General features: G+C 67.1%; 22 protein-coding genes. 7 read left to right on the top strand and 15 right to left on the bottom strand.

What is annotated here, in order from left to right:
* Window positions 1-7: 7 nt before the first annotated feature.
* From JSO19_RS08690 to JSO19_RS08670, 5 genes are all read right to left on the bottom strand, one after another.
* Window positions 8-988 carry an LLM class flavin-dependent oxidoreductase gene (locus JSO19_RS08690; RefSeq protein WP_270911138.1) on the bottom strand — a complete coding sequence of 327 codons (981 nt, stop codon included), beginning with the start codon at window positions 986-988 and terminating at the stop codon, window positions 8-10.
* Window positions 989-1038: 50 nt separating this feature from the next.
* The gene (locus JSO19_RS08685; protein ID WP_270911137.1) at window positions 1039-1422 is read right to left on the bottom strand and encodes a cupredoxin domain-containing protein; all 384 of its coding nucleotides are present in this window, start codon (window positions 1420-1422) and stop codon (window positions 1039-1041) included.
* Window positions 1419-2876, bottom strand: coding sequence for an NAD(P)H-quinone dehydrogenase (locus tag JSO19_RS08680; RefSeq protein ID WP_270911135.1), 1458 nt, complete (start codon window positions 2874-2876; stop codon window positions 1419-1421). The genes JSO19_RS08685 and JSO19_RS08680 overlap by 4 nt, the downstream gene beginning before the upstream one ends.
* Before the next feature lie 72 nt (window positions 2877-2948).
* Window positions 2949-3623 (bottom strand): response regulator, encoded by a 675-nt coding sequence (locus JSO19_RS08675; RefSeq protein WP_270911133.1) that lies wholly within the window; start codon window positions 3621-3623, stop codon window positions 2949-2951.
* On the bottom strand, window positions 3601-4977 hold the full coding sequence (locus tag JSO19_RS08670) for a sensor histidine kinase (RefSeq protein WP_270911132.1): 1377 nt from the start codon (window positions 4975-4977) through the stop codon (window positions 3601-3603). The genes JSO19_RS08675 and JSO19_RS08670 overlap by 23 nt, the downstream gene beginning before the upstream one ends.
* A 156-nt stretch (window positions 4978-5133) precedes the next feature.
* On the opposite strand from JSO19_RS08670, the gene JSO19_RS08665 reads away from it, so the two are divergent.
* The 4 genes from JSO19_RS08665 to JSO19_RS08650 all read left to right on the top strand — a co-directional run bounded on the left by JSO19_RS08665 (window position 5134) and on the right by JSO19_RS08650 (window position 9798).
* A complete protein-coding gene (locus tag JSO19_RS08665; protein WP_270911131.1) occupies window positions 5134-6027 on the top strand; it encodes an ABC transporter ATP-binding protein in 894 nt (297 codons plus the stop codon).
* Entirely contained in the window at window positions 6024-7121 is a 1098-nt protein-coding gene (locus tag JSO19_RS08660) for an ABC transporter permease (protein ID WP_270911129.1), read from the top strand. Before JSO19_RS08665 ends, JSO19_RS08660 begins: the two co-directional genes overlap by 4 nt.
* Before the next feature lie 114 nt (window positions 7122-7235).
* Complete coding sequence (locus JSO19_RS08655) at window positions 7236-8039, top strand: purine-nucleoside phosphorylase (RefSeq protein WP_270911128.1); 804 nt, start codon at window positions 7236-7238, stop codon at window positions 8037-8039.
* A 451-nt stretch (window positions 8040-8490) separates the two neighbouring features.
* Window positions 8491-9798 carry a flavin monoamine oxidase family protein gene (locus tag JSO19_RS08650; protein WP_270911127.1) on the top strand — a complete coding sequence of 436 codons (1308 nt, stop codon included), beginning with the start codon at window positions 8491-8493 and terminating at the stop codon, window positions 9796-9798.
* A 65-nt stretch (window positions 9799-9863) separates the two neighbouring features.
* Here JSO19_RS08650 and JSO19_RS08645 read toward each other — a convergent pair whose 3' ends face one another.
* From JSO19_RS08645 to JSO19_RS08635, 3 genes are read right to left on the bottom strand one after another with little or no spacing between them, the layout of a single operon-like run.
* The gene (locus JSO19_RS08645) at window positions 9864-11039 is read right to left on the bottom strand and encodes an acetyl-CoA C-acyltransferase (RefSeq protein WP_270911126.1); all 1176 of its coding nucleotides are present in this window, start codon (window positions 11037-11039) and stop codon (window positions 9864-9866) included.
* Window positions 11036-11686 (bottom strand): CoA transferase subunit B, encoded by a 651-nt coding sequence (locus JSO19_RS08640; protein WP_270912126.1) that lies wholly within the window; start codon window positions 11684-11686, stop codon window positions 11036-11038. Before JSO19_RS08640 ends, JSO19_RS08645 begins: the two co-directional genes overlap by 4 nt.
* Window positions 11683-12405, bottom strand: coding sequence for a CoA transferase subunit A (locus tag JSO19_RS08635; RefSeq protein WP_270911125.1), 723 nt, complete (start codon window positions 12403-12405; stop codon window positions 11683-11685). Before JSO19_RS08635 ends, JSO19_RS08640 begins: the two co-directional genes overlap by 4 nt.
* A gap of 139 nt (window positions 12406-12544) precedes the next feature.
* Here JSO19_RS08635 and JSO19_RS08630 point away from each other — a divergent pair, with 139 nt between their 5' ends.
* Genes JSO19_RS08630 through JSO19_RS08620 form a run of 3 tightly spaced genes read left to right on the top strand, consistent with a single transcriptional unit; the run spans window position 12545 to window position 16011 of the window.
* Window positions 12545-13354 carry an IclR family transcriptional regulator gene (locus JSO19_RS08630; protein ID WP_333735186.1) on the top strand — a complete coding sequence of 270 codons (810 nt, stop codon included), beginning with the start codon at window positions 12545-12547 and terminating at the stop codon, window positions 13352-13354.
* A 9-nt stretch (window positions 13355-13363) separates the two neighbouring features.
* Window positions 13364-15088 (top strand): phospho-sugar mutase, encoded by a 1725-nt coding sequence (locus JSO19_RS08625; RefSeq protein WP_270911123.1) that lies wholly within the window; start codon window positions 13364-13366, stop codon window positions 15086-15088.
* Window positions 15088-16011 (top strand): AEC family transporter, encoded by a 924-nt coding sequence (locus JSO19_RS08620; protein WP_270911122.1) that lies wholly within the window; start codon window positions 15088-15090, stop codon window positions 16009-16011. Before JSO19_RS08625 ends, JSO19_RS08620 begins: the two co-directional genes overlap by 1 nt.
* 9 nt (window positions 16012-16020) lie before the next feature.
* Here the strand turns inward: JSO19_RS08620 and JSO19_RS08615 are convergent, their stop codons facing one another.
* The 7 genes from JSO19_RS08615 to JSO19_RS08585 all read right to left on the bottom strand — a co-directional run bounded on the left by JSO19_RS08615 (window position 16021) and on the right by JSO19_RS08585 (window position 25075).
* Window positions 16021-17109, bottom strand: a complete 1089-nt coding sequence (locus JSO19_RS08615) for an adenosine deaminase (RefSeq protein ID WP_270911121.1) — start codon at window positions 17107-17109, stop codon at window positions 16021-16023.
* A gap of 107 nt (window positions 17110-17216) precedes the next feature.
* Entirely contained in the window at window positions 17217-18530 is a 1314-nt protein-coding gene (locus JSO19_RS08610) for a thymidine phosphorylase (RefSeq protein WP_270911120.1), read from the bottom strand.
* Between the two features lie 190 nt (window positions 18531-18720).
* The gene (locus tag JSO19_RS08605; RefSeq protein WP_270911119.1) at window positions 18721-19518 is read right to left on the bottom strand and encodes a putative hydro-lyase; all 798 of its coding nucleotides are present in this window, start codon (window positions 19516-19518) and stop codon (window positions 18721-18723) included.
* A gap of 7 nt (window positions 19519-19525) precedes the next feature.
* Window positions 19526-21319, bottom strand: a complete 1794-nt coding sequence (locus tag JSO19_RS08600) for an acetyl/propionyl/methylcrotonyl-CoA carboxylase subunit alpha (RefSeq protein ID WP_270911117.1) — start codon at window positions 21317-21319, stop codon at window positions 19526-19528.
* Entirely contained in the window at window positions 21316-22995 is a 1680-nt protein-coding gene (locus JSO19_RS08595) for an urea amidolyase family protein (RefSeq protein ID WP_270911115.1), read from the bottom strand. The genes JSO19_RS08600 and JSO19_RS08595 overlap by 4 nt, the downstream gene beginning before the upstream one ends.
* Window positions 22992-23759: a LamB/YcsF family protein gene (locus JSO19_RS08590; protein WP_270911114.1), complete on the bottom strand. Its 768-nt coding sequence runs from the start codon at window positions 23757-23759 to the stop codon at window positions 22992-22994. The genes JSO19_RS08595 and JSO19_RS08590 overlap by 4 nt, the downstream gene beginning before the upstream one ends.
* 32 nt (window positions 23760-23791) lie before the next feature.
* Window positions 23792-25075, bottom strand: coding sequence for an NRAMP family divalent metal transporter (locus tag JSO19_RS08585; RefSeq protein WP_442915684.1), 1284 nt, complete (start codon window positions 25073-25075; stop codon window positions 23792-23794).
* Between the last annotated feature and the right edge of the window lie 85 nt (window positions 25076-25160).

Here is a 25160-nt window from a genome sequence, read left to right as displayed (position 1 = left end):
GCCTTGACTAGGCGGCAAGCGTCGAAAGTCGAATCGATTCGAGTCGCTCTTCGTGCGTCGGTGCAGCGTGCACGAGCACGAGTTCATCGGCACCTACCTCGTCGGCGAAGGCCTGCATCTGTTGCTGCACCTCGCTCGCGTCGCCAACCGCAGTGTGCTTGAGCATGCCAAGAATCTGCATGCCCGCCGGGGTATTCATGAGCATCTCGGCCTCTTCGGTCGTGAGCATCGTGTCGCGCCCGCGCGAGAGGAACTGGCGCACGCGGCTCACCTTGACCCGTTCGTAGAGCTCGGCTGCGGCACCGTTCGTCTCGGCCGCAACGACGTTCATACCGATCGAGACATACGACTCTGGGTGTGCCTCGCTCGGGACATAGTTATCGCGGTAGTGCCTCACGGCGCTGCGCAGGGCGTCTGGCGCAAAGTGCGAGGCGAACGAGTAGGGCATCCCGAGCTGGGCAGCAAGGTTCGCGCCGAAGAGGCTCGAACCAAGAATCGTGAGCGGCACTTCGGTCCCGCGCCCAGGGTAGGCGTTCACTGCCGACCGCGGCAGGTCGTTCGAGAGGTAGCGTGCGAGCTCGAGCACGTCGTGCGGGAAATTGTCAGAGGCGTTCATGGGGCGGCGAAGGGCGCGAAAGGTCTCACCGTCGGTTCCCGGTGCTCGCCCGAGGCCGAGGTCGATGCGCCCGGGGTGCAGCTCTGCGAGCATGCCGAACTGCTCGGCAATGACGAGTGGCGAGTGGTTCGGCAGCATGACGCCGCCCGCTCCCAGCCCGATCGTCTGGGTGTTCGCCGCGACGTGCGCAATGAGCACCGAGGTCGCACTCGACGCGATGGTCGGCATGTTGTGATGCTCGGCGTACCAGACCCGGCGATACCCCGCTCGTTCGGCAGTCTGCGCCACCTCGACGCAGTGACCGAGGGCGGTGCCCATCGGCTCATCTACCTGTACGGGGGCAATATCAAGAAGCGAGACAACAGTATCCATGCTGAGTGCAACCCGCCCAGCCCCGGCTTTATTCCCGGGGTTCAGCACTATTATTCAACGATGACGAGACCGCGCATCTCGGGGTGAACCGAGCAGATGTACGAGTACTCGCCGGGCTCATCAAAGATGTGCGTGTAAGTGCCCTCGTACTGCAGCTCTGAGACGAAGCTACGGTCGTTCGCGACGACGTCGTGGCGGTCTTTCGACGCCCACTCCCACCGCACGGCCTGGCCCTTCTTGATGGTGACCTTGTTCGGTGAGTAATCATTATCGACGATGTACACCTCTGCCCCGATGTTCTCGGCGTTGTCGTCAGACGGCACAATCACGAGCTCCTGCTGGCAACCGGCGAGGGCAAAGGTTGCCCCTGCTGCGGCACCGATCGTGAGCATGCCTCGCAGCATGCCCCGGCGAGAGATCTCTGGCTTACTCACTCATTTCCTCCTGGGCGCACGTGCAGCGCACGCGACACGTCGATGATTGAACTCGAGAGCGATGGGTACACCGCAAACGCATCTGAAAGCTGGTCGACCGTGAGCCTGCGCAAGACCGCGAGCGAGACGGGAAGAATGAGCTCGCTCGCTTTGGGGGCCACGATGACGCCGCCGCGAATCACGCCCGAGCTTCGTGAGGCATAGAGCTTCACGAAGCCCTCTTTAATGCCGATCATCTTGGCGCGGGGGTTAATGCTGAGCGGCAGCATGTGCATGACGGTGTTGTGCCCATCGGCGCCCGCCTCACGCACGTCGTCTTCGCCGAAGCCCACCGTTGAGATTTCGGGCTGGGTGAAAATGTTCGAGGCCACATTGTCGAGGTCGATCGGGCGCACGAAGTCGCCGAGGGCGTGCATGATGGCCGTGCGGCCCTGCATCGAGGCGACCGAAGCGAGCGGGTAGAAGTCGGTGCAGTCGCCCGCGGCGTAGATCGAAGGAACCGAGGTTCGAGCGACCTTGTTGACGCGAATGTGCCCGCTGTCTGAGAGCTGAACGCCCGCCTCTTCGAGCCCAAGCCCGTGGGTGTTGGGAATCGAGCCAACCGCCATGAGGCAGTGTGAGCCCTCGACCTCGCGACCGTCTGACAGAGTGACGATCACTCCCTCTTCGGTGCGCTCAACCTTCTCGGCGCGCGACTTCGAGAGCACCGACATGCCGCTGCGCTTGAAGGCGTGCTCGATGACCGAGGCCGCGTCGCTGTCTTCGCCAGGAAGCACCTGGTCGCGGCTCGAAACGAGCGTCACCTCGGCGCCGAGATGACGGTACGCGCTCGCAAACTCGGCGCCGGTGACGCCAGAGCCAACAACGATGAGGTGCTCGGGAACCGAGGTGAGGTCGTACAGCTGCTTCCACGTCAGGATGCGCTCACCGTCGGGCTTCGCCGAGTCGAGCTCTCGCGGGCTCGCGCCCACGGCAAGAATCACGGTGTCAGCCTCGATGCGGTCGAAGTCAGTGCCCTCTTCGCCCTCAGAGGTCGCGACCATGATGGCGTTCGGGCCGTCGAGGCGACCGAAGCCCTGCACGATGCGCACGCCAGCGTCTTCGAGCGAGTGCACCATGTCGGTCGACTGCGCGCCGGCCATCGCGATGAGTCGCTTGTTAATCGCGGCGAGGTTCACCGCAAACTCGGGGCGCACGGGCTTGCCGTTTTCGCCGGGCGCAAAAGCCTGAACCCCCACCATCGCGCTCTCGCGAATGGTGTTGACCGCCTCGGCAGTCGCGATGAGGCTCTTCGAGGGCACGACATCGGTGAGCACCGCGGCGCCACCCACACCGGCGCGCTCGATGAGCGTCACCTCAGCCCCGAGCTGCGCTGCGGTCAGTGCGGCTTCGTAGCCGCCGGGACCCCCGCCGAGCACTGCGATTCGATGCTTGCGTTCAAAGACTGTAGCCATGACTCACAGTCTACGCGTTTTGCGAAAGCCCGGCGCCGCCAGAGAGCGCACGAATGTTTCAAGCCTTGCGGCCTAGCCAAGACCGTGCGTATGCGCCCACACAACGGCGTGAATGCGGTCACGAACGCCGAGCTTGCGAAGCACATTCGAGACGTGTGTTTTGACCGTCGACTCCCCCAGAAAGAGGGCCTTAGCGATCTCGGCGTTCGACTGCCCCTGGGCAACGAGCACGAGCACGTCGGCCTCACGTTCGGTGAGCCCCGCCGAAGTCAGCGCCTCGACCGGGTCGGCAGAGCGCTGCTGCATTTCAGCGGGCAGCTGCAGGTCGGCGCTTTGCAGCTTGTCGATCACGGCGCGGGTCACGTCAGGGCCGAGCAGCGCTTGGCCCGCGGCAACCGTGCGCACGGCGTCGATGAACTGCTCGGCGCGGGCGGTCTTCAAGAGGAACCCGCTCACCCCTGCGGCGAGCGCCGAAAACAGGTACTCCTCGTGACCGAAGGTCGTAAGAATGAGCACCCGAGGTGAGGTCTCGCCACTCACGATTGCTTTCGCGGCGTCGATGCCATTCATGACCGGCATCTCAACGTCCATGCACACGACGTCGGGCTTGAGCTCTGCCGCGAGCTGGACCGCCTCGGCGCCGTTCACGGCCTCGCCCACGATCTCAAAATCGTCTTCGGTCTCGAGAATCGTTCGAAACCCCGAGCGCACCAGCTCCTGGTCATCAACCAACAAGAGACGAATCATCGCCACGCACCCCGTTCACCCTGTGTTGTTCTTCTCGTTCGACCACTTCAGCTTCGGCCACCGTCGTGCCCGACGCTTCGCGCTCTCCTTGCCCGAGCGCTACGCTCGCGCGCACGAGAAAGCCCCCGCGCTCACGGCGAAGCGATTCGAGTGTACCCCCGACCGCTCCCATGCGTTCCCGCATCCCGCGAAGCCCGAGGCCACCGAGCCCGGCGGCAGTGCCCTTGGCCCCGGGTGCCGAGAGCTTTTGCACGACCCCGTCGTCGCTCACCTCGATGTGCACCTCGCGTTCGGTGAAGCGTAGCCGCACCTGCGCCTGCGCTCCGGTGCCGGCGTGCTTGCGAACGTTCGTGAGCGCCTCCTGCGCCACCCGATAGAGCGCGATGTCGATGAGCATGGGCAGGGGTCGTGGCTCCCCAGCGATAATGAGCACCGTGGGAACCCCGGCGAGGTTTGAGTGCTCGACGAGCTCAGGCAGTTGGGCAACGCCGACCGTCTGCGCCTCGTGCTCGCGGCCTGGTTCGCGTAGCGTGTGCACGATCTGCCTCAGCTCGGTGATCGAGGCCTCGGCGCTCTGCTCCACGATTTCGAGCGCCGCCTGCGCCTTGACCGGGTCGCGCTCGAGCGTGCGCCGCGCGGCCGCCGCGTGCAGCCCCATGACCGAGACGTGGTGCGCAATCACGTCGTGCAGTTCGCGCGCAATCGCGATGCGGTCGAGCGCAACGGCCTGCACCGCGCTCGTCTCGCGCTCTCGCTCGAGCTCCCGCCCCTGTGCCTCCAGCTGCGCGAGGGTGCGGGCACCGCGCCACGACTTCTCGCCGAAGTACCACGCAGCCCCAAAAAAGAGCAGGTTCGTGATGATGTTGATCGTGATGTAGGTCGCGTACTCAGAGAAGAGCGAGGCCCGCGAAAGCCCCGGCAAATAGTCCATGTCGTCACCGGCAATGAGCAGCGTGACGACGAGCCACGTGATCATCGCCACGACGACGCCGACGCGTGACCAGAGGGCAAGCACCCGGTTCGACGACCACGCCCCCACCGTGTACACGGCGAGAAACATCGCGATGTTAATCACGAGCACCTCGGGAACCCCGAACTGCCCGCACACATAAAACGCGGTGGCAACGACCACCATGACGCTCACCGGGTACCGTCTTCGCAACGCGAGTGGCAGGGTTGCGAAACCAATGCCGGCGGCCCAGATCCACGCTTCCGGCGGATCCCCGAGAAAGCCGATGCGCGCGTACAACTGCGACGTCGCGGTTGCGGCGAGCGCGAGCACGAGGGCGAGCAGCGCGTCGCCCTTGATGGCGTTCGAGGCAGGGCGCGGCCGCACCCAGGTTTCTGTGTTCACGCTTCTACGGTAGCCGGAGCGGGCGACAACGAACAGGGGTGGCACACCGAATATCCCCCTCGAGGGGGAGGCGTTTCAGCCGCTATGGGGAGGGCAAGCACCCCACCTGGCCCATAGCGTGTATTGCATGATGAACCAGATTCGAAGGGAGCGCTCATGATTGAGATTCGCTCGGTCAACCGCAGCTTTGGCGACCGCCAAGTACTCAACGACGTCTCGTTTAGCGTGCAGGGCGGCCGCATGACCGGCTTCGTCGGCTCAAACGGCGCAGGCAAAACGACGACGATGCGCATCATTCTCGGCGTGCTCGAGGCCGACTCTGGCGAGGTGCTCGTGGGCGGCAGCCCCATCACGCCGAGCGAGCGAGCACGGTTCGGCTACATGCCCGAGGAGCGCGGGCTGTACCCCAAAGAGAAGGTGCTCAACCAGCTCGTCTATCTCGCACGGCTGCACGGGGTCGACACCGTGACGGCCAAGCGCAACGCCGAGAGCCTGCTCGAGCGCCTCGGCCTCGAAGAGCGCGGCGGCGACATCATCGAGAGCCTCTCGCTCGGTAACCAGCAGCGCGTGCAGATCGCCGCGGCCCTCGTACACGAACCAGAGGTGCTCGTGCTCGACGAGCCGTTCTCTGGCCTCGACCCCTACGCGATCGAGGTCGTGCTCGGGGTGCTGCGCGACTACGCCGCCAAGGGCGTACCCGTGCTCTTCTCCTCGCACCAGCTCGACGTCGTCGAGCGCCTGTGCGACGACGTCGTTGTGATTGGCGGCGGCACCGTGCTCGCCCAGGGCTCACGCGAAGAGCTGCGCACGCGGCACGCACAGCCCACCTACGAAATCGAGCTCGAGGGCGAGGCGGCCGATGCCGGCTGGGTCGGCGACCTCGACGCCGTCACCCTCGAATACCTCGACGGCGGCTACGCCCGCTTCACCGAGACGACCCCCGGCACCGCCCAGAGCGTGCTGCGCGAGGCCCTCACACGCGGCGACGTGCGCCAGTTCGCCCCAGTCGTGCCAACGCTCGCCGAAATCTTCAGGGAGGTAACCCAGTGACTCAGAACCCCATGCAACAGACCTGGCTCGTCGCCGAGCGAGAGATTCGCACGCGGCTCTCGAGCAAGGCGTTCGTCTCATCGATCGTCATCATGCTCGTGCTCATTCTCGCGAGCGTCGTCATCTCGGGCCTCGTCTCGAAGAACTCAGGCGACGATGTGACGCGGGTCGCGGTTCCAGAAGCCGCCGTCTCGTCACTCGCACAGCTCGACCAGCCGTTCATTGAGATCACCGAGACCGCGGGAACCGACGAGGCGAAGGCCCTCGTCGAGTCGGGCGACGTCGAGGCGGCCGTGTATCTCGACCCGAGCGTCGCGAGCGGCATGCACGTGATCGCTGACGAGGAGCCTCCCGGCCTCATCATGCAGCTGCTCAGCATCCAGCCAGAGGTCACCCTTCTCAACGGTGACGGCGGCGGTTTCGACTTCATCGCGTACTTCCTCGCGATCGGCTTCGGCCTCGTCTTCTTCATCACCGCGATGACCTTCGGCAACACCATCGTGCAGAGCGTCATCGAAGAAAAACAGACCCGCATCATCGAGATTCTGCTCGCGACCGTGAAACCCCGAGTGCTCCTCGCCGGCAAGGTCATCGGCAACAGCCTGCTCGCCCTCGCGACCGTCGCCATCGCCGTGGCCCTCGTCTCGGTCGGCATGCTCGCGACCGGCCAAGACCTGCTGCTCGGCGCGCTCGGCTCATCACTCATCTGGTTCGGCGTGCTCTTCATCTTCGGATTCCTACTCACCGCAACGATGTATGCCGCGGCAGCCTCGCTCGTGTCACGCCTCGAAGACGCCGCATCGGTCACGACGCCGGTGATGATGCTCATCATGATTCCGTACATGCTCATCATCTTCTTCTTCGACAACCCGACCGTGCTCACCATCATGAGCTACGTGCCGTTCTCGGCCCCCGTCGGTATGCCCATGCGCCTCTACTATGGCGACGCCATGTGGTGGGAGCCCATCGCATCACTCGGCATCATTCTCGCCACGACGGCCATCGCCGTCTGGCTGAGCGCGAAGATCTACGAGGGATCGATTCTGCGCACCGGCCAGCGCGTCAAGCTCGGCGAAGCACTCAAGAAGGCCTAGCTTCTCACTCACGGGGGCGGATCGGGGCGCGTGGCGACACGCTTGCCCCGATCCGCCCCCGTCTTTTTCTCGCCCGCCGCCCTTCGTTCACGCGGGTGTGGCACACTATTTTTTATGACGAACAACGACCCCAAAGCCCTCGCCCAGCAGGCGGCAACACGCATCGCCGAACTCAGCGGAGTCGCAAAGCACGACATCGCCCTCACCCTCGGCTCAGGCTGGGGCAAAGCAGCCGAACTCATCGGCGAGACCGTCGCCGTTATGGACGCCGCAGAGGTTCCCGGATTCCGCTCCTCTGGCGTGGTCGGCCACTCGGGCACGCTCACCTCGATTCGCCTCGCAAACGGCAAGCACGCGCTCATCATCGGCGCCCGCACCCACCTCTACGAGGGCCACGGCGTGCGCTCGGTCGTGCACGGGGTGCGCGCAGCCGCCGCCGCAGGGGCCGAGATCATGGTGCTCACGAACGGCGCCGGCGGGCTCAAGCTCGAGCACACCCCCGGCCGCCCCATCATCATCAACGACCACCTCAACATGACGGCCCTCTCACCCATCGAGGGCGCCAACTTCGTCGACCTCACGAACCTCTACGACGCCGAACTGCGCGAGGCTGCCCGCTCGGTCGACCCCACGCTCGCCGAGGGCGTCTACGTGCAGATGCCCGGACCCCACTACGAAACCCCCGCCGAGGTGCGCTACCTCGCCCAGGCCGGCGGCGACGCGGTCGGCATGTCAACCACCCTCGAGGCGATCGCCGCCCGCGAAGCCGGCATGCGCGTGCTCGGCTTCTCGCTCATCACCAACCCGGGCGCGGGCCTCGCAGCCGACCCCCTCAGCCACGCCGAGGTCATCGAGGTCGGCAAGGCCTCGGAGGGCGCGCTCGGCGAGCTGCTGGCTGGGGTCGTCGCGAAGCTGTAGGGGGTGGGGGCTGGCGCGATCGGCTCGGGGCTGGGGCTGCCGCGATCCGCTCGTGGCTGGGACTGCCGCGAGCCGCTTGAGTCTCGGGGACTGGCGCGATCCGCCTCAGCCGACTGCTTCTGCGATCTACTTGACGAAAAGCAGGGTGTTTTCGCGTTTACACCCTGCTTTCTGTCAAGTGGATTGGGCGTGCGCGGGTTCTGGCCCCGCCTGGCGCGCTGATGTCTCCTCTTTCGGCATCTACTAGACGAAAAGCAGGGTGTTTGGGCCGAAACACCCTGCTTTGCGTCAAGTGAACGAGTTTGGCGGCGGCGCGGGCGGCAGCCCGAACAGCGAGCACCGCGGCAGCGGCAAGCCCGACCGAGCAGCGGCAGTCGCCGCACCCCCGCACCGTAGCGGCCGCGCCCCAAACGTGACACCCTAGAACGAAACCCACCACGAAGGAGTGCGCATGCCAGTCGAACAGGTCGACGTCGTCGTTATTGGGGCCGGGTTCGCCGGGCTCATCGCCGCGAGAGAGCTGGGCGGTGCCGGGCACACGGTGCTCACGCTCGAGGCACGCGACCGGGTCGGCGGGCGCACCTGGACCGACCACCGGCTGGGGCACGACCTCGAGCTCGGCGGAACCTGGGTGCACTGGGTGCAGCCCCACACGTGGGCAGAGATGACCCGGTACGGCCGCGAGATCGTGCGCAGCCCGGCGGCCGAAGAGGCCAGGTGGTTGGGCGAAGGCGGCGAGCCGCGGGTCGCGACGCTCGACGAGTTCATGCAGCTCATCAGCCCCGGGCAGCAGCTCATCGTCGACGATGTGGCGCGCGTGATGCCCCGCGGGGTTGATCCGACGGGCGGCAGTATTACCGAGCTCGACCACCTCACGATTCAAGACCGCATCGACGAGCTGGGGCTCCCGGCCGAGGCGAAGAGCACGAACGAGTCGGTGTGGGTGGGGCACGTGAACGCTCCACTCGACGAGACGGGGCTCTCGAGCGCGCTGCGCTGGGTTTCGGCGACGGGCGGCCACTGGCAGCTCATGCACGAGGCCTCGGCGACCTACCGCGTGGTTGGCGGCATGAGCGATTGGACGGCACGTATCGCCGAGAGCGTTCCCGGCGAAATACGGCTTGGCGCCACCGTCACGCGCGTCGTGCAGCGGGGCGGCGAGGGCACGCACCCCGTCATCGTGACGACGGCCGAGGGGCACGAGGTGCACGCCCGCGCCGTGGTTTCGACGCTTCCGGTGAATGCGGTGACCGGCATCGAGTTCAGCCCCGAGCTGCCCGAGGCGTGGCAGCGGCAAAACCGCGAAACGGTGGCCTCGCAGGGCACCAAGGTGTGGATCGAGGTGCGCGGATCCCTGCCCCGGTTCTTCGGCTACGCCACCCCGCAGCACCCGATCTCGGTGCTCAAGAGCGAGTTCATCGGCGATGATCGCTCGGTGCTCGTGGGCTTTGGCCCCGATCACACCGCGCTCGACGTGAGCGATCTTTCGGCGGTGCAGCGAGCCGTCGACGCGATCAGGCCGGGGCTTGAGGTGCTCGCAGCAACGGCCCACGACTGGATGGCCGATCCGCTCTCGCGCACGACGTGGATGACCCACCGCCCAGGCCAGCTCACCCGAGACCTCGCCGAGCTGCAGCAGCCGCATGGAGACGTGTTCTTTGCCACGACCGACAACGCGAATTTGTGGGGCGGCTTCATTGACGGCGCGATCGAGAGCGGCCTGCGCGAGGCACGCCGGGTCGCGGATCGGCTGCGCTAACCGCCCGCACCGCACACAGCGGCCGCTCGCGCCGACCCCGTGAGGCCCGCGCGAACGAGTCGCCGCTAGAGTGAGCGCAGCACGAGCGCCGTGCCCTGGCCGCCGCCGCCGCAAATGCCGATGGCGCCGAGCTTGCCCGGGCCGAGGTCTGCGAGCTGGCGTGCGAGCGAGCCGACGATGCGTGCGCCAGAGGCGCCGATCGGGTGGCCGAGGGCGATGGCGCCGCCGCGGGGGTTCACGATCTCTGGGGCGATGCCGAGGTCGCGCGTCGACTGGAGCACGACCTGCGCGAAGGCCTCGTTGATCTCGACGACGGCGAGGTCGCTAGCTGAGGCGCCGCCCGCGACGCGGCCGAGTGCCGCCTCGATGGCGCGCGAGGGCTGCGAGTGCAGGTGGGTGTCGGGGCCCGCCACGAGGGCGTGCGCCTCGATCGCGGCGATGGGTGTGAGGCCGAGGCGGGCCGAGGCGGCCTCACTCACGACAATCACGGCAGCGGCGCCGTCGGTGATTTGCGAGGCGTTGCCCGCGGTGACCGAGCCGTCGGGGGTGAAGGCTGGGCGCAGTGCCGCGAGGGTCTCGGCGGTGGTGCCGGGGCGAATCCCGTCGTCGGCCGAAACGACGGTGTCGCCGCGGCGCGAGCTGATCGTGACGGGAGCGATCTCGCCGGCCGTGAGCTCGGCCGATGCCTCGGCGAGCTGATGCGAGCGGGCCGAAAGGGCGTCCTGCTCTTCGCGGGTGAGGCCGTGGGTGGCGTTGCCCTCTTCAGTGAGCTGCCCCATCGAGATGCGGCCAAACGCATCACTCAGACCGTCGTGCTCGACGGTGTCGATGAGTGTCGCGTTGCCGTAGCGGTGCCCGGCGCGCATGCCGACGACGTGGGGCGCGAGCGACATTGACTCCTGGCCCACGGCGACGACCACGTCGGCCTCGCCGGCGTTGACGAGACGTGCGGCCTGCGTCACGGCCTCGGCGCCCGAGAGGCACACGGCGTTGATCGTCATGGCGGGCACGTCGAACGAGATGCCGGCGCCGACCGCGGTCTGGCGTGCAGGGTTCTGCCCCGCACCCGCCTGCAGCACCTGTCCCGCGACGACCGTATCGACGTCGGCAGCCGCGACACCGGCGCTCTCGAGCGCGGCGCGAACGGCGTGGGCCCCGAGCTCGGTCGCCTTGAGCGAGGCGAGCTGGCCGTTAAAGCGGGTAAAGGGGGTGCGGGCGTAGCCTGCGATCAGTGCGGTCATCGTGTGTCCTCCTCGAGTGCCACCTGAAATGATGCGCCGGTGAGCTCGCGCAGGCTGTCTACGGTCTGGTCTGGGGCCATGCGCTTGAGCACGAGGCCGCCCTCTTCAACATCGAACACCGCTCTGTCGGTGATGATGCGGTTCACGACGCCCGCCCCGGTGAGCGGCAGCGAGCATTGCGTAACGACCTTTGGCGACCCGTCTTTGGCAACGTGATCGGTGAGCACGATGACCCGAGGGGTTCCGGCGACGAGATCCATCGCGCCGCCCATGCCTTTCACGAGCTTGCCGGGAATCGTCCAGTTGGCGAGGTCGCCGTTGCCCGCAACCTCCATCGCGCCCAGAATCGCCGTTTGCACGTGACCCCCGCGAATCATGCCGAACGAGGTTGCCGAGTCAAAGATCGAGGCGCCGGGAACGAGCGTCACCGTCTGCTTGCCGGCGTTAATGAGGTCGGCGTCTTCGTCACCCTCCAGCGGGAACGGGCCCATGCCGAGCATCCCGTTCTCGCTCTGCAGCATGACCGAGACGCCGTCGGGCAGGTGGTTGGCCACGAGCGTCGGAATGCCGATGCCGAGGTTCACGTACTGCCCGTCTTCGAGCTCTGCGGCCGCGATCGCGGCCATCTCGTCACGGCTCCACACTATGCACGCTCCGTCTGCGCTGCTGCCCGTGGCCGGGTGGTGCGCTGCTCGATGTCTTTCGTCTGGTCTTCGGCGACGACGAAGCGCTGCACAAAGACGCCGGGAGTATGAATCGATTGCGGATCGAGGTAGTCGGTCGCCAGGTTCTCGACCTCGGCGACCGTCACGCGTCCCGACATAGCGACGAGGGGGTTGAAGTTTTGTGCCGTGAAGCGGTACCTGAGGTTGCCCTCGGCGTCGCCCGTGTGGGCGCGAACGAGGGCGAGGTCGGCGACGATGCCGCGCTCAAGAATGACGCGCTTGCCATCAAACTCTGCCTCAGGTTTGCCCTCGGCGACCGGGGTGCCGACGCCCGTTGGCGTGTAGAAGGCGGGAATGCCCGCGCCCCCTGCCCTGAGGCGCTCTGCGAGGGTGCCCTGAGGCACGAATTCGACGTCGAGCGTGCCGTCGAGGTACTGCTTGGCGAAGAGCTGGTTCTCGCCCACGTACGAGGCGAGCACCCGCGAGACCTGCTGGTTCTCGAGCAGCAGCCCGAGGCCCTTGCCGTCAACACCCATGTTATTTGAGACGATCGTGAGGTCTTTGGCACCGGTGTCGCGCAGCGCCCGAATGAGGTTTAAGGGAATGCCGCTCAGGCCAAACCCGCCAACGGCGACGATCATGCCGTCGTGTACGAGCCCCTCAAGCGCACTGCGAGCTCCGTCATACTGCTTTATCGCCATAGACTCGCCCTCTCGTTCACATTGTGGTCACACGCCACACGTAGCTTCAGGCTAGATATTCAGCCGAAATATCTCAAGCAGATGCGCCGGTGGCGACAAAAGCGATCATTTTATGGCTTCATTGTGTATCTTTGTCCACATGATGAACAGGTCGCAGCAGGTGCCGGGATCACCCGTCGCGGGGGCCCAGGTGGTGGGTCGCGTCGCAGAGGTATTGCGCGTCGTGAGCCAGAGCATGCCGGAGGGGTGCAGCACCTCGCAGGTCGCCGAGCGCACCGAGATCGCGCGAACGACCGTGCACCGCCTGCTTACCTCACTCACGCACGAGGGCTTCATCGACCGCGACCAGCAGACCGGCCGCTGGTTTCTTGGCCCAGAGATCTACCTCATGGGCAACGTTGCCGCCGAGCGCTACGACGTCTCTGACATCGCGAGGCACCACCTCACCGCACTCTCAGAGGCGACGGGCGAGAGCGCATTCCTCTCGATGCGGCGGGGCAACGAAACGGTGTGCATGCTGCGCTCTGACGGCAGTTTTCCGATCCGCTCATTCGTGCTCTTCGAGGGCAAACGATTTCCGCTCGGCGTCGCCTCGGCTGGCCTCGCGATTCTCTCGTTCATGCCCGAAGAGACCGTCGACCGCTACCTCGCGACCACCGACCTCGCGGGCCAGTACGGGCCAGAGCACAGCCAAGCGGCGATTCGGGATCGCATCGCCGAGACGAGGCTCAACGGTTACGCGGTCAACCCCGCGCTCATCGTCGAGGGCAGTTGGGGCATGGGCGCGGCGGTGTTCGGCCCCTCGGGTCAACCGTCGTGGGCGCTCAGCCTCACGGGCATCGAGAGCCGCTTCTCGCAAGACCGCAGGCCCGAGCTCGGAAACCTGCTGCTTGAGCACGCGCACCGCCTCTCTCAACACTTCTCAGAGCGCCACCTCGCAAACCGGTAGAATTCAGCCATGACGTTTTCGAACTCTGAACTCGCCCGCGCGATGAGCATTGCAGAGCGCTGGGCGGCGCAAGACCCCGACCGGGCGACGAAGGCCGAGGTCGAGGCAACCATCAACCTCATTCCCACGGGCGTTGAAGAGGCCGCGCAATCGATTGTCGACCAGTTCGGCACGCGCCTCAGCTTCGGCACCGCGGGGTTGCGCGGCGAGATTGGGCCGGGGCCCGCGCGCATGAACCGCCAGGTCATCATTCAGACGAGCGCCGGCTTCGCCAAGTTTCTCGCTGAGCGTGCCGCACGCGGCGAATCGGCCGAGACCCCGACCGTCGTCGTCGGCTTCGACGCGCGCACCCTCTCTGACGTCTTCGCGCGCGACGCCGCCGAGGTGTTTGCGGGCGCCGGGTTCCGCACCATTCTGCTGCCTGGCCCCTTGCCCACTCCCGTGACGGCGTTCGCCGTGCGCCACCTGGGCGCCTCGGCCGGCGTCATGATCACCGCGAGCCATAACCCGCCGCGCGACAACGGCTACAAGGTGTACCTCGGCGATGCCGACGGCGGATCGCAGCTCACCTCACCCGATGATGCGGCAATCGCAGCCCTCATTGACGAGGTCGCCGCGAAGCCCCTCAGCGATGTCGTGCGCCTACCGCAGTACGAGCGCGCGGGCCAGGAGGTCATCGACGCCTACGTGAGCGCCGCGACCGAGGGCATTGCGGCCCGCGACCGCCTTCCGAGCGACGACGCCTTCACGATCGTCTACACCGCCATGCACGGCGTCGGCTCGGCAACCGCCCGCGCCCTCTTCACCGCGCTCGGCTACCCCGAGGTGAAGGTCGTTGACGCGCAAGACCAGCCCGACGGCGCGTTCCCGACCGTCTCTTTCCCGAACCCCGAAGAGCCCGGCGCCCTCGACCTCGCCTACGAGCGGGCACGCGAGGTCGACGCCGACCTCATCATCGCGCACGACCCCGACGCCGACCGCCTCGCAATCGCACTGCCCTTCGAGGGCTCTGAGACCGGCTACCGCCGCCTCACCGGCAACCAGCTGGGCCTCGTGCTCGGCTGGCAGGCGGCCCAGCGCTTCGCTGCCGCTGGCGGCACCAAAGGCTCGCTCGCCTGCACGATCGTCTCGTCACCGGCCCTCATGAAGGTCGCCGAGCGCTACGGCCTCGACTACGCCGAGACGCTCTCTGGCTTCAAATGGGTGAGCCGCGTTCCCGATCTCGTGTTCGGGTTTGAAGAGGCGCTCGGCTACCTCACCCGCCCCGGCATGGTGCGCGATAAAGACGGCATCACCGCGAGCGCCGACCTCATCGCGCTCGCCCTCGACCTGCACGCCAAGGGCGAGACCGTGTGGCACGAGCTGGAGCGCGCAACCGCCGAGTTCGGCTGCTTCGCCTCAACGCAGGTGACGGTGCGGCTCGAGAGTGCGCAAGCGGTCGGCGCTCTCGCGGCACAGATTCGCAATGATCCGCCTCGGGCCTTCGGCGAAGCCGCGGTCGAGCGACTCACCGATCTGCTCGAGCCTGGCATGGCCGAGGTGCCCGCCGACGTGCTGCGCTTCGACCTCGCGGGCGGCTCGCGCGTCATGATTCGCCCGAGCGGCACCGAGCCCAAGCTCAAGCTCTACCTCGACACCTTTAGCGACGAGGGCGACACCGCCTCACGCACGGCCTCCGCCGAAGCGGCACTGCGGGCGCTCGAGCAGGCCGTCATCACGACCCTCGGCCTGTAATGCAGGGCGTCGCAACCGGCTTCGCGATCATCCTCGTGGTGATCGCGGCCGGGTTCATTGCGGCAAAAACCGGGGTGGTGAGCGGCGAAAACCGGCTCGTGCTCAACCGCGTCGCCTTCTACGTGGCCTCGCCCGCGCTGCTCTTCAGCATCGTTTCACACTCTGATCTCGCGATCATGGTGTCGCCCGTCATTCTCGTCTCGGCGATCACCGCGATCACGATGGCCGTGCTCTTTGTCATCGGGTCACGGCTGTTCTCCCGTGCCGACGTGGGCACGACGACACTCGGCGCGGCAGCGAGCGGCTACAGCAACGTCAACAACATCGGCCTGCCCGTCGGAATGTACGTCATCGGTGAGATCTCGTACGTTCCGCCGCTCATCATCATGCAGGTCGTCTTCTTTGCCCCCGTGATTCTCGCGGTGCTCGAGGCGACCCGCGGATCGAACCGTGGCGCCTGGGTCGCCCTCAGCCGCGCCCTCACGAACCCGATCATCATTGGCACCGGCGCGGGCGTCATCGTCTCGCTCGCCGGGTGGACCGTGCCAGAGGTCATCATGGCGCCCGTCGACATGATTGGCGGCGCCGCGATTCCGCTCGTACTGCTCTCGTTCGGAGCCTCGTTTCACGGCCAAAAGATGCTCGAACGGGGCACGGGGCTGCGCATCGTCGCCCTCGCGACCCTGCTCAAAACGCTCGTCGCCCCGCTGCTCGCCTGGGTGCTCGCTGGCCCCGTGCTCGGTCTCGACGCCCACTCGGTGTTCGCAGCGACCGTCATCTCGGCCCTGCCCACCGCGCAAAACATGTACAACTACGCCGCGACCTACGGCAAGTCTGAACTCATCGTGCGCAACATCGTGTTCATCACGACCTTCGCCTCGCTGCCCGTGATCTTCGCGATCGCGTTCATGCTACAGGCGTGACCCGCGCCGCTAATTCGATGCTTCGAACGCGTCAAAGCCCTCGGCGAGCTGTTCGACGAGTTCGAGGCGCTCCTCGCGGGTGATGAACGCGGCCATCGCGGCGTTCTTCTGAAACTCGTACAGGTCGTCGATCGTGTAGTCGAAGGCGTCGACGAGCAGGGCGAGCTCGGCGCTCAGCGTCGTGTCGCTCATGAGCCGGTTGTCGGTGTTCACCGTAACCTTCATGCCGAGCTGGTAAAACACGTCGAAGGGGTGGTCTTCAATCTCGTCGCCCCACGGTGACGAACTCGTCTGCAGGTTCGAGGTCGGGCAGCACTCGATCGCGATGCCCCGGTCGAGCACCCACTGGGCGGTGCTGCCGAGAATGACCGTGAGCGTGCCCTCGTGCTCTGTCTCAACCTCGATGTCGTTCGCGAGACGCGTGCCGTGCCCGAGGCGCAGAGCGCGATGAAACACCGCGTCCTTCACCGAGTCGAGCTCTCCCTCTTCGCCAGCGTGAATCGTGACCGGGAAGTGGTTCCGCGCGAGCAGCGCGAGTGCCTCGGCGTGACGCTCGGGGCTGAAACCAGCCTCGGGGCCAGCGAGGTCAAAGCCCACGACGCCCGCATCGCGGTACTGCAGCGCGAGCTCGGCAACCTCGAGGCTATGATCTTCGTGCCGCATGGCGCAGAGAATCTGCCCCACTCTGAGGCTTTCGCCCGCCTGGCGCAGCTCGGCCATCGCGTCGTCAAAGCCCGTTTGCACCGACTCGACCGCGGCGCGCAGCGTCAGCCCGCCCCGCGTGTGCTGCTCTGGCGCCCACCGCACCTCGGCGTAAATCACGCCGTCGCTCGCGAGATCGAGCGCGAACTCGTAGGCAACCCGCCGCAGGTCTTCGGGCGTCTGCATGACGCTCACCGTCAGCTCGAACGTCTTCAGATACTCGCTGAGGTCGCCGCCCGTGCAGCTCTCAAGAAACCAGTCGGCGAGCGCGTCGGGATCGCCCGCGGGCAGGGCAATGCCCTCCCTCGTCGCAATGTCAATGATGGTCTCGGGCCGCAGGCCGCCATCGAGATGATCGTGAAGGGAAACTTTCGGGAGGTCTTCAATGAAAGCCATACCCTCACTGTAGCCCTCACGAGCGCGCGGGGCTAGGCGACAGGCGAGAGTTCTCGTTTGCGTCTCAGCCTGGCCCGATCCGCCATGCTTTCTGGCGCGAGCCCGGCCTAGGAAGCGGTGACGCGCTCGAGCACGATCGGCCCCGCCTCGTGCGCCGCGTCGCCGATCTCGCACGCCTCGGCCAGCGAGTCAATGCCGCGCTGCATGCGTGAAGCGTTGTCGCAGGCGAGCGTGAAGAGCACGTCTCCCGCAGCCACGAGGTCGCCCGGCTTCGCGTGCACCGTGACCCCCGCCGCGTGATCGACCGGGTCTCCCGGCCGCGCACGCCCGGCACCCAGCCGCCATGCCGCGACGCCAACGGCTCGGGCGTCGACGCGCTGCACGGTTCCGCCGCGCGTGGCACGCACGACCTCACGTTCGTTCGCCTCGGGCAGTGGAGCGAGCGGATCGCCACCCTGCGAGCGGATCATCCGGTTCCACACGTCCATCGCGCTCCCGTCGGCGAGCGCCCGTCTCGGGTCAGCATCGGGCTTGCCGGCCATCGCGAGCATCTCGCTGGCGAGCGCAACCGTGAGCTCGACAACGTCGCTCGGGCCACCACCAGCGAGCACCTCGAGCGACTCGCGTACCTCGTTGGCATTGCCTACCTCGCGACCAAGCGGCTGATCCATGTCGGTGATGAGCGCGACCGTTTCGAGGCCCGAGTCAGCACCCAGGTTGACCATCGTTTGCGCGAGCTCGCGCGCCTCGTCAAGCTCGGGCAAAAACGCACCCGAGCCGACCTTCACGTCGAGCACGAGGCCACCCGCCCCCTCGGCAATCTTCTTCGACATGATCGACGAAGCGATGAGCGGAACCGCCGCAACCGTACCCGTCACATCGCGCAACGCATACATGCGCTTATCGGCTGGGGCGAGGCTCGTGCCCGCCGCGCAAATCACGCCGCCGATGTCATCGAGCGCCGCGTAAATCTCAGGGTTCGTCATGTCGGCCCGCCACCCAGCGATGCTCTCAAGCTTGTCGAGCGTGCCGCCCGTGTGCCCGAGCCCCCGGCCCGAAAGCTGCGGAACCGCGACGCCAAACGACGCGACGAGCGGAACGAGCGGCAGCGTAATCTTGTCGCCCACGCCGCCGGTCGAGTGCTTATCGATCGCGGGCTTACCGAGCACCCCAAAATCCATGGTCTCGCCCGACGCGATCATCGCCGCGGTCAGCTGCCTGATCTCGTCACGGTTCATGCCCTGAATGACAATCGCCATCATGAGCGCGCTCATCTGCTCGGGTGCCACCACCCCGCGCGTGAAGGCGTCGACCAGCCAGTCGATCTCGCCCTCGCCAAGCGCCCTCGCGTGGCGCTTCGCGGTGATGAGGTCAACGACATCGTAGGGCTCGGCCCGGTGCTGCGCGGCTGTTGCTTGCATGCCTCCATGGTACGGGAGCGGGGGTACTGCCGGTAGGGGTGGTGCGGGCCCGGCCTGTGATGCCCCCTGCCCGCGAAATTGTTTGCACTTTTCGCCCCAAAACGGGCCAAAACCGCCCAAAAGTGCAAACAATTTGCCCGCACAGCGAACCCCGGGCAGCAGTAGAGCCCTGGCAGCAGCAGGCCCCGGGTCAGACCATGTAGGCGAGGTCGGGCACGTCGGTCACGAACATGTAGCCCGGGGCGTGGGTCAGCGCGAAGGGCGGTTTCGACGCCATGATCGCGGCCTGCGGAGTCACGCCACACGCCCAGAACACGGGCACCTCGCCGTCGCGAATCTCGGGGGCGTCGCCAAACTCGGGCGCCATGATGTCGGCGATGCCGAGGCCAGCAGGGTCGCCCACGTGCACGGGCGCACCGTGCACCGCGGGGTAGCGGCCCGAGACCTGCACCGCGTCGGCTACACGGTCGGCCGCGATGGGGCGCATCGAGACGACCATCTCACCGTGCAGTCGGCCGGCGGGGTCGCAGGCCCGGTTCGTGCGGTACATGGGAACGTTGCGCCCAATGTCGGCGTGCCTCACCGGTATCCCTGCGTCGACGAGCCCCGCTTCGAAGGTGAAGCTGCAGCCAATGAGAAACGACACGAGGTCGGGGTGCTCGCGCCACGCAGCAGAGGCGTCGGTGACCTCTTCGGCGAGTTCGCCGTCGCGCCACACGCGGTAGCGGGGAATGTCGACCCGCAGGTCTGATCCCGGCGCGAGCTTCGACTCGGTGGCCCCGGCATCAAGCACCTCGAGCACGGGGCACGGCTTGGGGTTGCGCTGCGAGTACAGCAGCACGTCGTACGCCCAGTCAGCCGGAACCGAGATGAGGTTCGCCTGCACGAGCCCGTGCGCGACTCCGCTCGTGGGTCGCACCTCGCCCGCCCGGTACGCGGCACGCGCCGCCCTCGCCTCACGCAATTGGTGTTCACTCGCCTGCATCATCGCAGCCCTACCCTTCGTGCTCTTCGATCACGCCGATCGCAGCCTTGGCCGCAACCTGCTCGCCCGCGGCTACACCGTGGCTGAGAACACCGGCGCGGGGTGCGGCAACCGGCACCTCCATTTTCATTGCCTCGAGGATCGCGACCGTCTCACCCTCGCTCACCGTCTCACCGTCGGCGACCGACCATGAGCTCAGTGTTCCCGCGAAGGGAGCGACGAGCGCACCAGCGGCAGCGGCAGCGCCAGCACCGTACCCGTCGAGGCCACCAGAAGTAGCCCCGCCGCCGGCACCAGCGACGCCACCAGCCGCACCGGCCGCACGCCCCAGCCCCGCGAGCAGCGTGGTCGGGAGGCCGATCTCACGCATCCACCCGTTGATCTCGACGGGAAAGCGCGTCATGCCTCCGGCGGCGGGCTCGGGAACGGCATCGGCGGGAGTGAAGGTTTGGGTGCACTCGTCTTCGATCCACCGGGTGTGAACGGCGAAGCCGGCCTCGCCGGTCGCCGTGAATGCCGGCTCCGTCACGACGTAACGGCTGAAGGGCACGACCGTCGCGACGCCCGTGATGACGAGTTCGCCGAGGGCGCGGCGCGAGCGGGCCAGGGCCTCGTTGCGGTCCTTGCCCCACACGACGAGCTTCGCGATGAGCGAGTCGAAGGTTCCAGGAATCGTTTGCCCCTCGGTGAAGCCGGTGTCGAAGCGCACCCCGGGGCCGCCAGGAACCGTCATCGTCTCGATCGTGCCGGGGGTGGGCAGGTAGCCGAGACCCGGATCTTCGGCGTTGATGCGAAACTCGATCGCGTGGCCGAAGGTCGTGATCGCCTCGGGAACGTCCATCGGCAGCCCCTGCGCGACACGAAACTGCTGCTGCACGAGGTCGACGCCCGTGATCATCTCGGTCACGGGGTGCTCGACCTGCAGGCGCGTGTTTACCTCGAGAAAGGTGAGCGTGCCGTCGTTGCCGAGCAGAAACTCGACGGTTCCGGCGCCCACGTAGTTCGCGGCGCCGCAAATGTCGGCGGCGGCGGTCTCGATGCGGGCACGCAGTTCGTCGGTGAGGAACGGAGCTGGGGCCTCTTCGACGAGCTTCTGATTGCGGCGCTGCAGCGAGCAGTCGCGGGTTCCGAGCACCGCGATGCCCCCCGTGCGGTCGCCGAGCACCTGAGCCTCGATGTGGCGCGGCGCCTCGAGAAAGCGCTCGACGAGGCAGTCGCCCTGCCCGAAAGCGGTCTCGGCCTCGCGCACCGCCGAAGCGTAGGCCTCAGCGATCTCGTCGCGCGATCGCACGACCCGCATGCCGCGGCCGCCGCCGCCGTGCACCGCCTTGATCGCGACGGGCAGCCCGTGCGCATCGGCGAAGGCGACGATCTCGTCGGCGCCCTTGACGGGCTCGTTCGTGCCGGGAACGAGCGGGGCCCCGACCTCGGCCGCGAGCGCCCTGGCGCGCGCCTTATCGCCGAGCAGTTCGATCGAGGGTGCATCGGGGCCGATCCACGTTAATCCGGCCTCGTGCACCGCGGTCGCAAAGGCCGCACTCTCGGCGAGAAACCCGTACCCGGGGTGCACGGCTCCCGCGCCTGAGCGCTTCGCAATCTCGATGATCTTCGCGGCGTCGAGGTAGGTCTCGGCGGGGGTGCTGCCGCCCAGCGCGTAGGCCTCGTCAGCGAGGCGCACGTGCAGGCTCTCGGCGTCGATGTCGGCGTACACGGCGACCGAGTGCAGCCCGGCCTCCTTGGCCGCGCGGATGATGCGCACGGCGATCTCGCCACGGTTGGCGATGAGAACTTTGGTGAATGTCATTGTGACGACTCCTTCGTGGAGAGGGTTTGGGTGGGCCGCACGGGGCCCGACGTCTCGGCGGGGTCGACGAGGGCAAAACGCACCCTCGCGCCCGGGGGCAGCTGCGCGACGCTATCGAGGTCGCCAGCGCGCACGACGGCGATCACGGGGTACCCGCCCGTGAGCGGACGATCGGCGTGAAAGAGCACCGGCTGCCCGTCTGGCGGCACCTGGATCGCGCCGGTGACGAGCCCCTCGCTCGCAAGCTCGAGCCCCTCATGCTGGGGGCTGCGCTCGAGCGGATCGCCCTCAAGTCGCACGCCGACGCGGTCGCTGCGCGGGGTCACGAGCCATTCCTGCGTCGTGAGCCGCTCAAGCGAATCACGCGAGAACCAGTCGTCGCGCGGGCCAAGCACGATGCCGAGCGTGACGAGGTCGCCAGCGGCAGGCAATCGCGGATCATCGCCGAGCGATTCCCGCACCGCCTGAAGCCCGCGACTCACGCCCACCCTCACGACGTCGCCCGCGGCGAGTGCCTCGGGGCCGAGCCCCGCGAGTGTGTCACGTGAAACACTGCCGAGCACCTCGGGGGCGACGACGCCTCCGCGCAGGGCGAGGGTGGTGACGACTCCCCGTTCGGCGGCTGCGAGTTCGAGCGTTTCACCCTCGGTGAGTCTGAAGGGTGCGCCGAAGGGTAGCTCTCGGGTTCCGAGCGGGCCCCGGGCCGTGGCCTGACGTGGTGCGCCCGTGAGCGCGGCGACGAGCGTGGTCTCGGCGCGGGCCGAGAAGTCGCCGAAGCGAAGTTCGAGGGCGGCGGCACCCGCGGGGTTGCCCACGAGGCGGTTCGCACGGGCGAGCGCACCGCGATCGGCGGCGCCCGAGGCGCTCACGCCGAGGTGCCCCTGCCCCGGCCTTCCCTCGTCTTGCACGAGCGACTGCAGCCCCGGGTTCAGCACCGTGAGCGCGGGCTGGTTCGCTGCAAGCGGCTGTGGGTCGGCTTGCTGAGCGGCGGCCTCAGCCACTGCCTCAGAAGCAGGTGCCGCGGCCGTGCTCAGCTGCTCGCGCACCGCGCGGAATCGCACCTCGGCCCCTGGCACGAGCGCCGCGGGCTGCTCCCGGCTGAGATCCCACATGGGGTGCTCGGTGTGCCCGATGAGCTGCCAGCCGCCGGGGCTCTGCCGCGGGTACACGCCTGAGAACTCTCCCGCAAGGCCAACAGACCCTGCAGGGATGCGCGGCCTAGGCGTCGAACGCCTCGGCACCGTGAGGCGCTGATCGCCGCCCGAGAGGTAGGCGAAGCCCGGCGCGAAGCCCGTGAAGGCGACCGTGAAGCGCGAGGCGGTGTGCAGTTCGACCACGTCATCGATGCTGAGCCCCGTCAGTTCTGCGACGGCGGCGAGGTCTTGTCCCGTGTACACGACGTCGATGGTCGTGACCTCGGGGCTCACCTGCTGGGCGCTTCCCGCCGACCGCTCGGCGAGCAGAGCCGCAACGTACTCGCGAAACGCCCCCGGGTCGGTCTGCTCGAAGTCGCCGCGCACGAGCACCGTGCGGGCTGCCGGAATGAGCTCGGTCACGCTGAGCTGCCCCAGGCGCACGGCGTCACTCAGTGCGCCGAGCACCGCGAGCGCACCATCGAGGCTGCCCGCATCAACGAGCAGGGCGCCATCGCCCGCCCGACGCACCTCGAGGGTCACCGTTCGGCCCCCGCAAACGAGCGCAGCACTACCCCGGCCTCGTCGAGGGCACCACGCACCGCGCGCGCCATCTCGAGGGCTCCGGGACTGTCGCCGTGTACGCAGATCGAGTCGGCCTGCAGCGTCACCGTGCTACCGTCGCGCGCTTCAATGACGCCCTCGGTCACGAGCCGCACCATGCGCGCCGCGACCTCGGCTGCATCGTGCAGCACGGCGCCCTCCTCACGCCGCGAAACGAGCCGGCCGTCGGGCTCATAGCCGCGGTCGGCGAAGGCCTCGGTCACGACCGTGAGCCCAGCCGCCCGCGCCTGCTCGACGATGGGCGTGCCCGCGAGGCACATGAGTGCGATCTCGGGATTGAACGCGCGCATCGCCGCGATCACCGCTGCGGCCTGGCGCTCGTCGTGAGCGATGGTGTTGTACAGCGCACCGTGGGGTTTCACGTAGGCCACCGATGATCCGCACGATCTCGCGAGACCATCGAGCGCGCCAATCTGGTACATCACATCGGCCTCGAGCTCGGGGCTCGTCACGTTCATGGGGCGCCGGCCGAATCCGACGAGGTCTGGGTAGGCGACGTGCGCGCCGATGACGACGCCGCGCTCGGCGGCAGCCGACACCGTCTCGCGAATCGACAGCGGATCGCCCGCGTGAAACCCGCACGCGATATTCGCGCTCGTCACGATATCGAGCATCGCCGCGTCGTCGCCCATGCGCCACGCGCCGAAGTGCTCACCGAGGTCGCTATTCATATCAATACGCATGTGTTGCTCCTGTAACGTCATTGTTCGCTGCTCTACTTGCTGCCGAGGAAGGCGAAGATCGCTTCGATCGACATCACGCCCATGTACCAGGTGAGCACCGTCACCAGTGTTCCAGAAATGAGCAGCCACCTTGGCATCCGGTACCCGTTCAAGAGGTCTTCCCTGAACCAGCCGATGTACATGAACACGGTGAAGCCGAGCGGCAGAATGAGGCCGTTGAAGCCGCCCGCGAAGACGAGCAGGGCCGCGGGTGCCGTGCCGAGCACGAGGTATACCGTGAGCCCGATCGCAATGAACACGACCGTCACCCAGGCGCGCACCCGGCCTTCGACCTTGCGGTTGAACACGCTCATGAACGAGACCGAGGTGAAGGCGGCGCCAATGACGCTCGAGATACCGGCGGCCCAGAGCACGAGGCCGAAGGCGCGCAGACCGATCTCGCCGGCAGCGGCGAAGAAGGCGTCGGCGGCGGGGTTTCCAGCGACGTCGAGCGCCACACCGCTCGCGGTCACGCCGAGGAAGGCGAGAAAGAGCACGTAGCGCATGATGCCCGTGACAACGATGCCGGTAAAGGCCGACTTCGTGACCTGCTCGGCGTGCTCGACACCGGAGACTCCCGAGTCGAGCAGCTTGTGCGCGCCAGCGTAGGTAATGTAGCCGCCGACCGTGCCGCCAACGATCGTCGTGATGCTCGCGAAGTCAATGTGGTCGGGCAGCACCGTCTGCTTGAGCGCCTCACCAACGGGCGGGTGCGCAACGATCGCGACGATCACCGTGAGCACGATCATGAGCAGCCCGAGCACGATCATGACGCGATCCATCGCGACTCCAGCGCGCTTCACGAGGAAGATCGTGATCGCGAGGCAAGCGCTGATCGCGCCGCCGATCTTCGGGTCGAGACCGAGCATCGCGTTCAGACCGAGGCCCGCGCCCGCAATGTTGCCGATGTTGAACACGAGGCCGCCCGAGATGACGAGCACGCCGAGCACGAAGCCGCTGTACGGGATCGCCTCGTTGGCGAGCTCGGCCGCACGCTTGCCGCTCACCGTGATGATGCGCCAGATGTTCGCCTGCACCACGAAGTCGATGATGATCGACACGAGAATGCCAAACGCGAAGGCCGCACCCAGCATCTGCGTGAACATCGCCGTTTGCGTAATGAAGCCGGGGCCAATCGCCGAGGTGGCCATCATGAAGATCGCGCCGAGCAGCGATGCCCTGCGTGCCTTCACAAAGCCGACGGTGTTACTCGCGACGGTTGCCGGTCCTGGAACCTGGGCTTCGCGAGGAGCATTGGGAGCTTGGTTCTCGCTCATGGGTGTTTCCTTTCCGGCGCAACGCTGCGTGGTGGGTCGAAAGTCGTGGTGGTCATTCACCACTGGGATTATTGTAGAACAATAC

Source organism: Leucobacter sp. UCMA 4100 (assembly GCF_027853335.1).
Taxonomy (GTDB): domain Bacteria; phylum Actinomycetota; class Actinomycetes; order Actinomycetales; family Microbacteriaceae; genus Leucobacter_A.
The sequence above is the reverse complement of the archived record's forward strand: the minus strand, read 5'-3'. Positions and strand labels throughout refer to the sequence as shown.

Coding starts and splice junctions, on each gene's coding strand:
- JSO19_RS08690 (WP_270911138.1), bottom strand. CDS start 988: ATGGATACTGTTGTCTCGCTTCTTGATATTGCCCCCGTACAGGTAGAT.
- JSO19_RS08680 (WP_270911135.1), bottom strand. CDS start 2,876: ATGGCTACAGTCTTTGAACGCAAGCATCGAATCGCAGTGCTCGGCGGG.
- JSO19_RS08675 (WP_270911133.1), bottom strand. CDS start 3,623: ATGATTCGTCTCTTGTTGGTTGATGACCAGGAGCTGGTGCGCTCGGGG.
- JSO19_RS08665 (WP_270911131.1), top strand. CDS start 5,134: ATGATTGAGATTCGCTCGGTCAACCGCAGCTTTGGCGACCGCCAAGTA.
- JSO19_RS08655 (WP_270911128.1), top strand. CDS start 7,236: ATGACGAACAACGACCCCAAAGCCCTCGCCCAGCAGGCGGCAACACGC.
- JSO19_RS08650 (WP_270911127.1), top strand. CDS start 8,491: ATGCCAGTCGAACAGGTCGACGTCGTCGTTATTGGGGCCGGGTTCGCC.
- JSO19_RS08645 (WP_270911126.1), bottom strand. CDS start 11,039: ATGACCGCACTGATCGCAGGCTACGCCCGCACCCCCTTTACCCGCTTT.
- JSO19_RS08635 (WP_270911125.1), bottom strand. CDS start 12,405: ATGGCGATAAAGCAGTATGACGGAGCTCGCAGTGCGCTTGAGGGGCTC.
- JSO19_RS08630 (WP_333735186.1), top strand. CDS start 12,545: ATGATGAACAGGTCGCAGCAGGTGCCGGGATCACCCGTCGCGGGGGCC.
- JSO19_RS08625 (WP_270911123.1), top strand. CDS start 13,364: ATGACGTTTTCGAACTCTGAACTCGCCCGCGCGATGAGCATTGCAGAG.
- JSO19_RS08620 (WP_270911122.1), top strand. CDS start 15,088: ATGCAGGGCGTCGCAACCGGCTTCGCGATCATCCTCGTGGTGATCGCG.
- JSO19_RS08615 (WP_270911121.1), bottom strand. CDS start 17,109: ATGGCTTTCATTGAAGACCTCCCGAAAGTTTCCCTTCACGATCATCTC.
- JSO19_RS08610 (WP_270911120.1), bottom strand. CDS start 18,530: ATGCAAGCAACAGCCGCGCAGCACCGGGCCGAGCCCTACGATGTCGTT.
- JSO19_RS08605 (WP_270911119.1), bottom strand. CDS start 19,518: ATGATGCAGGCGAGTGAACACCAATTGCGTGAGGCGAGGGCGGCGCGT.
- JSO19_RS08600 (WP_270911117.1), bottom strand. CDS start 21,319: ATGACATTCACCAAAGTTCTCATCGCCAACCGTGGCGAGATCGCCGTG.
- JSO19_RS08590 (WP_270911114.1), bottom strand. CDS start 23,759: ATGCGTATTGATATGAATAGCGACCTCGGTGAGCACTTCGGCGCGTGG.
- JSO19_RS08585 (WP_442915684.1), bottom strand. CDS start 25,075: ATGAGCGAGAACCAAGCTCCCAATGCTCCTCGCGAAGCCCAGGTTCCA.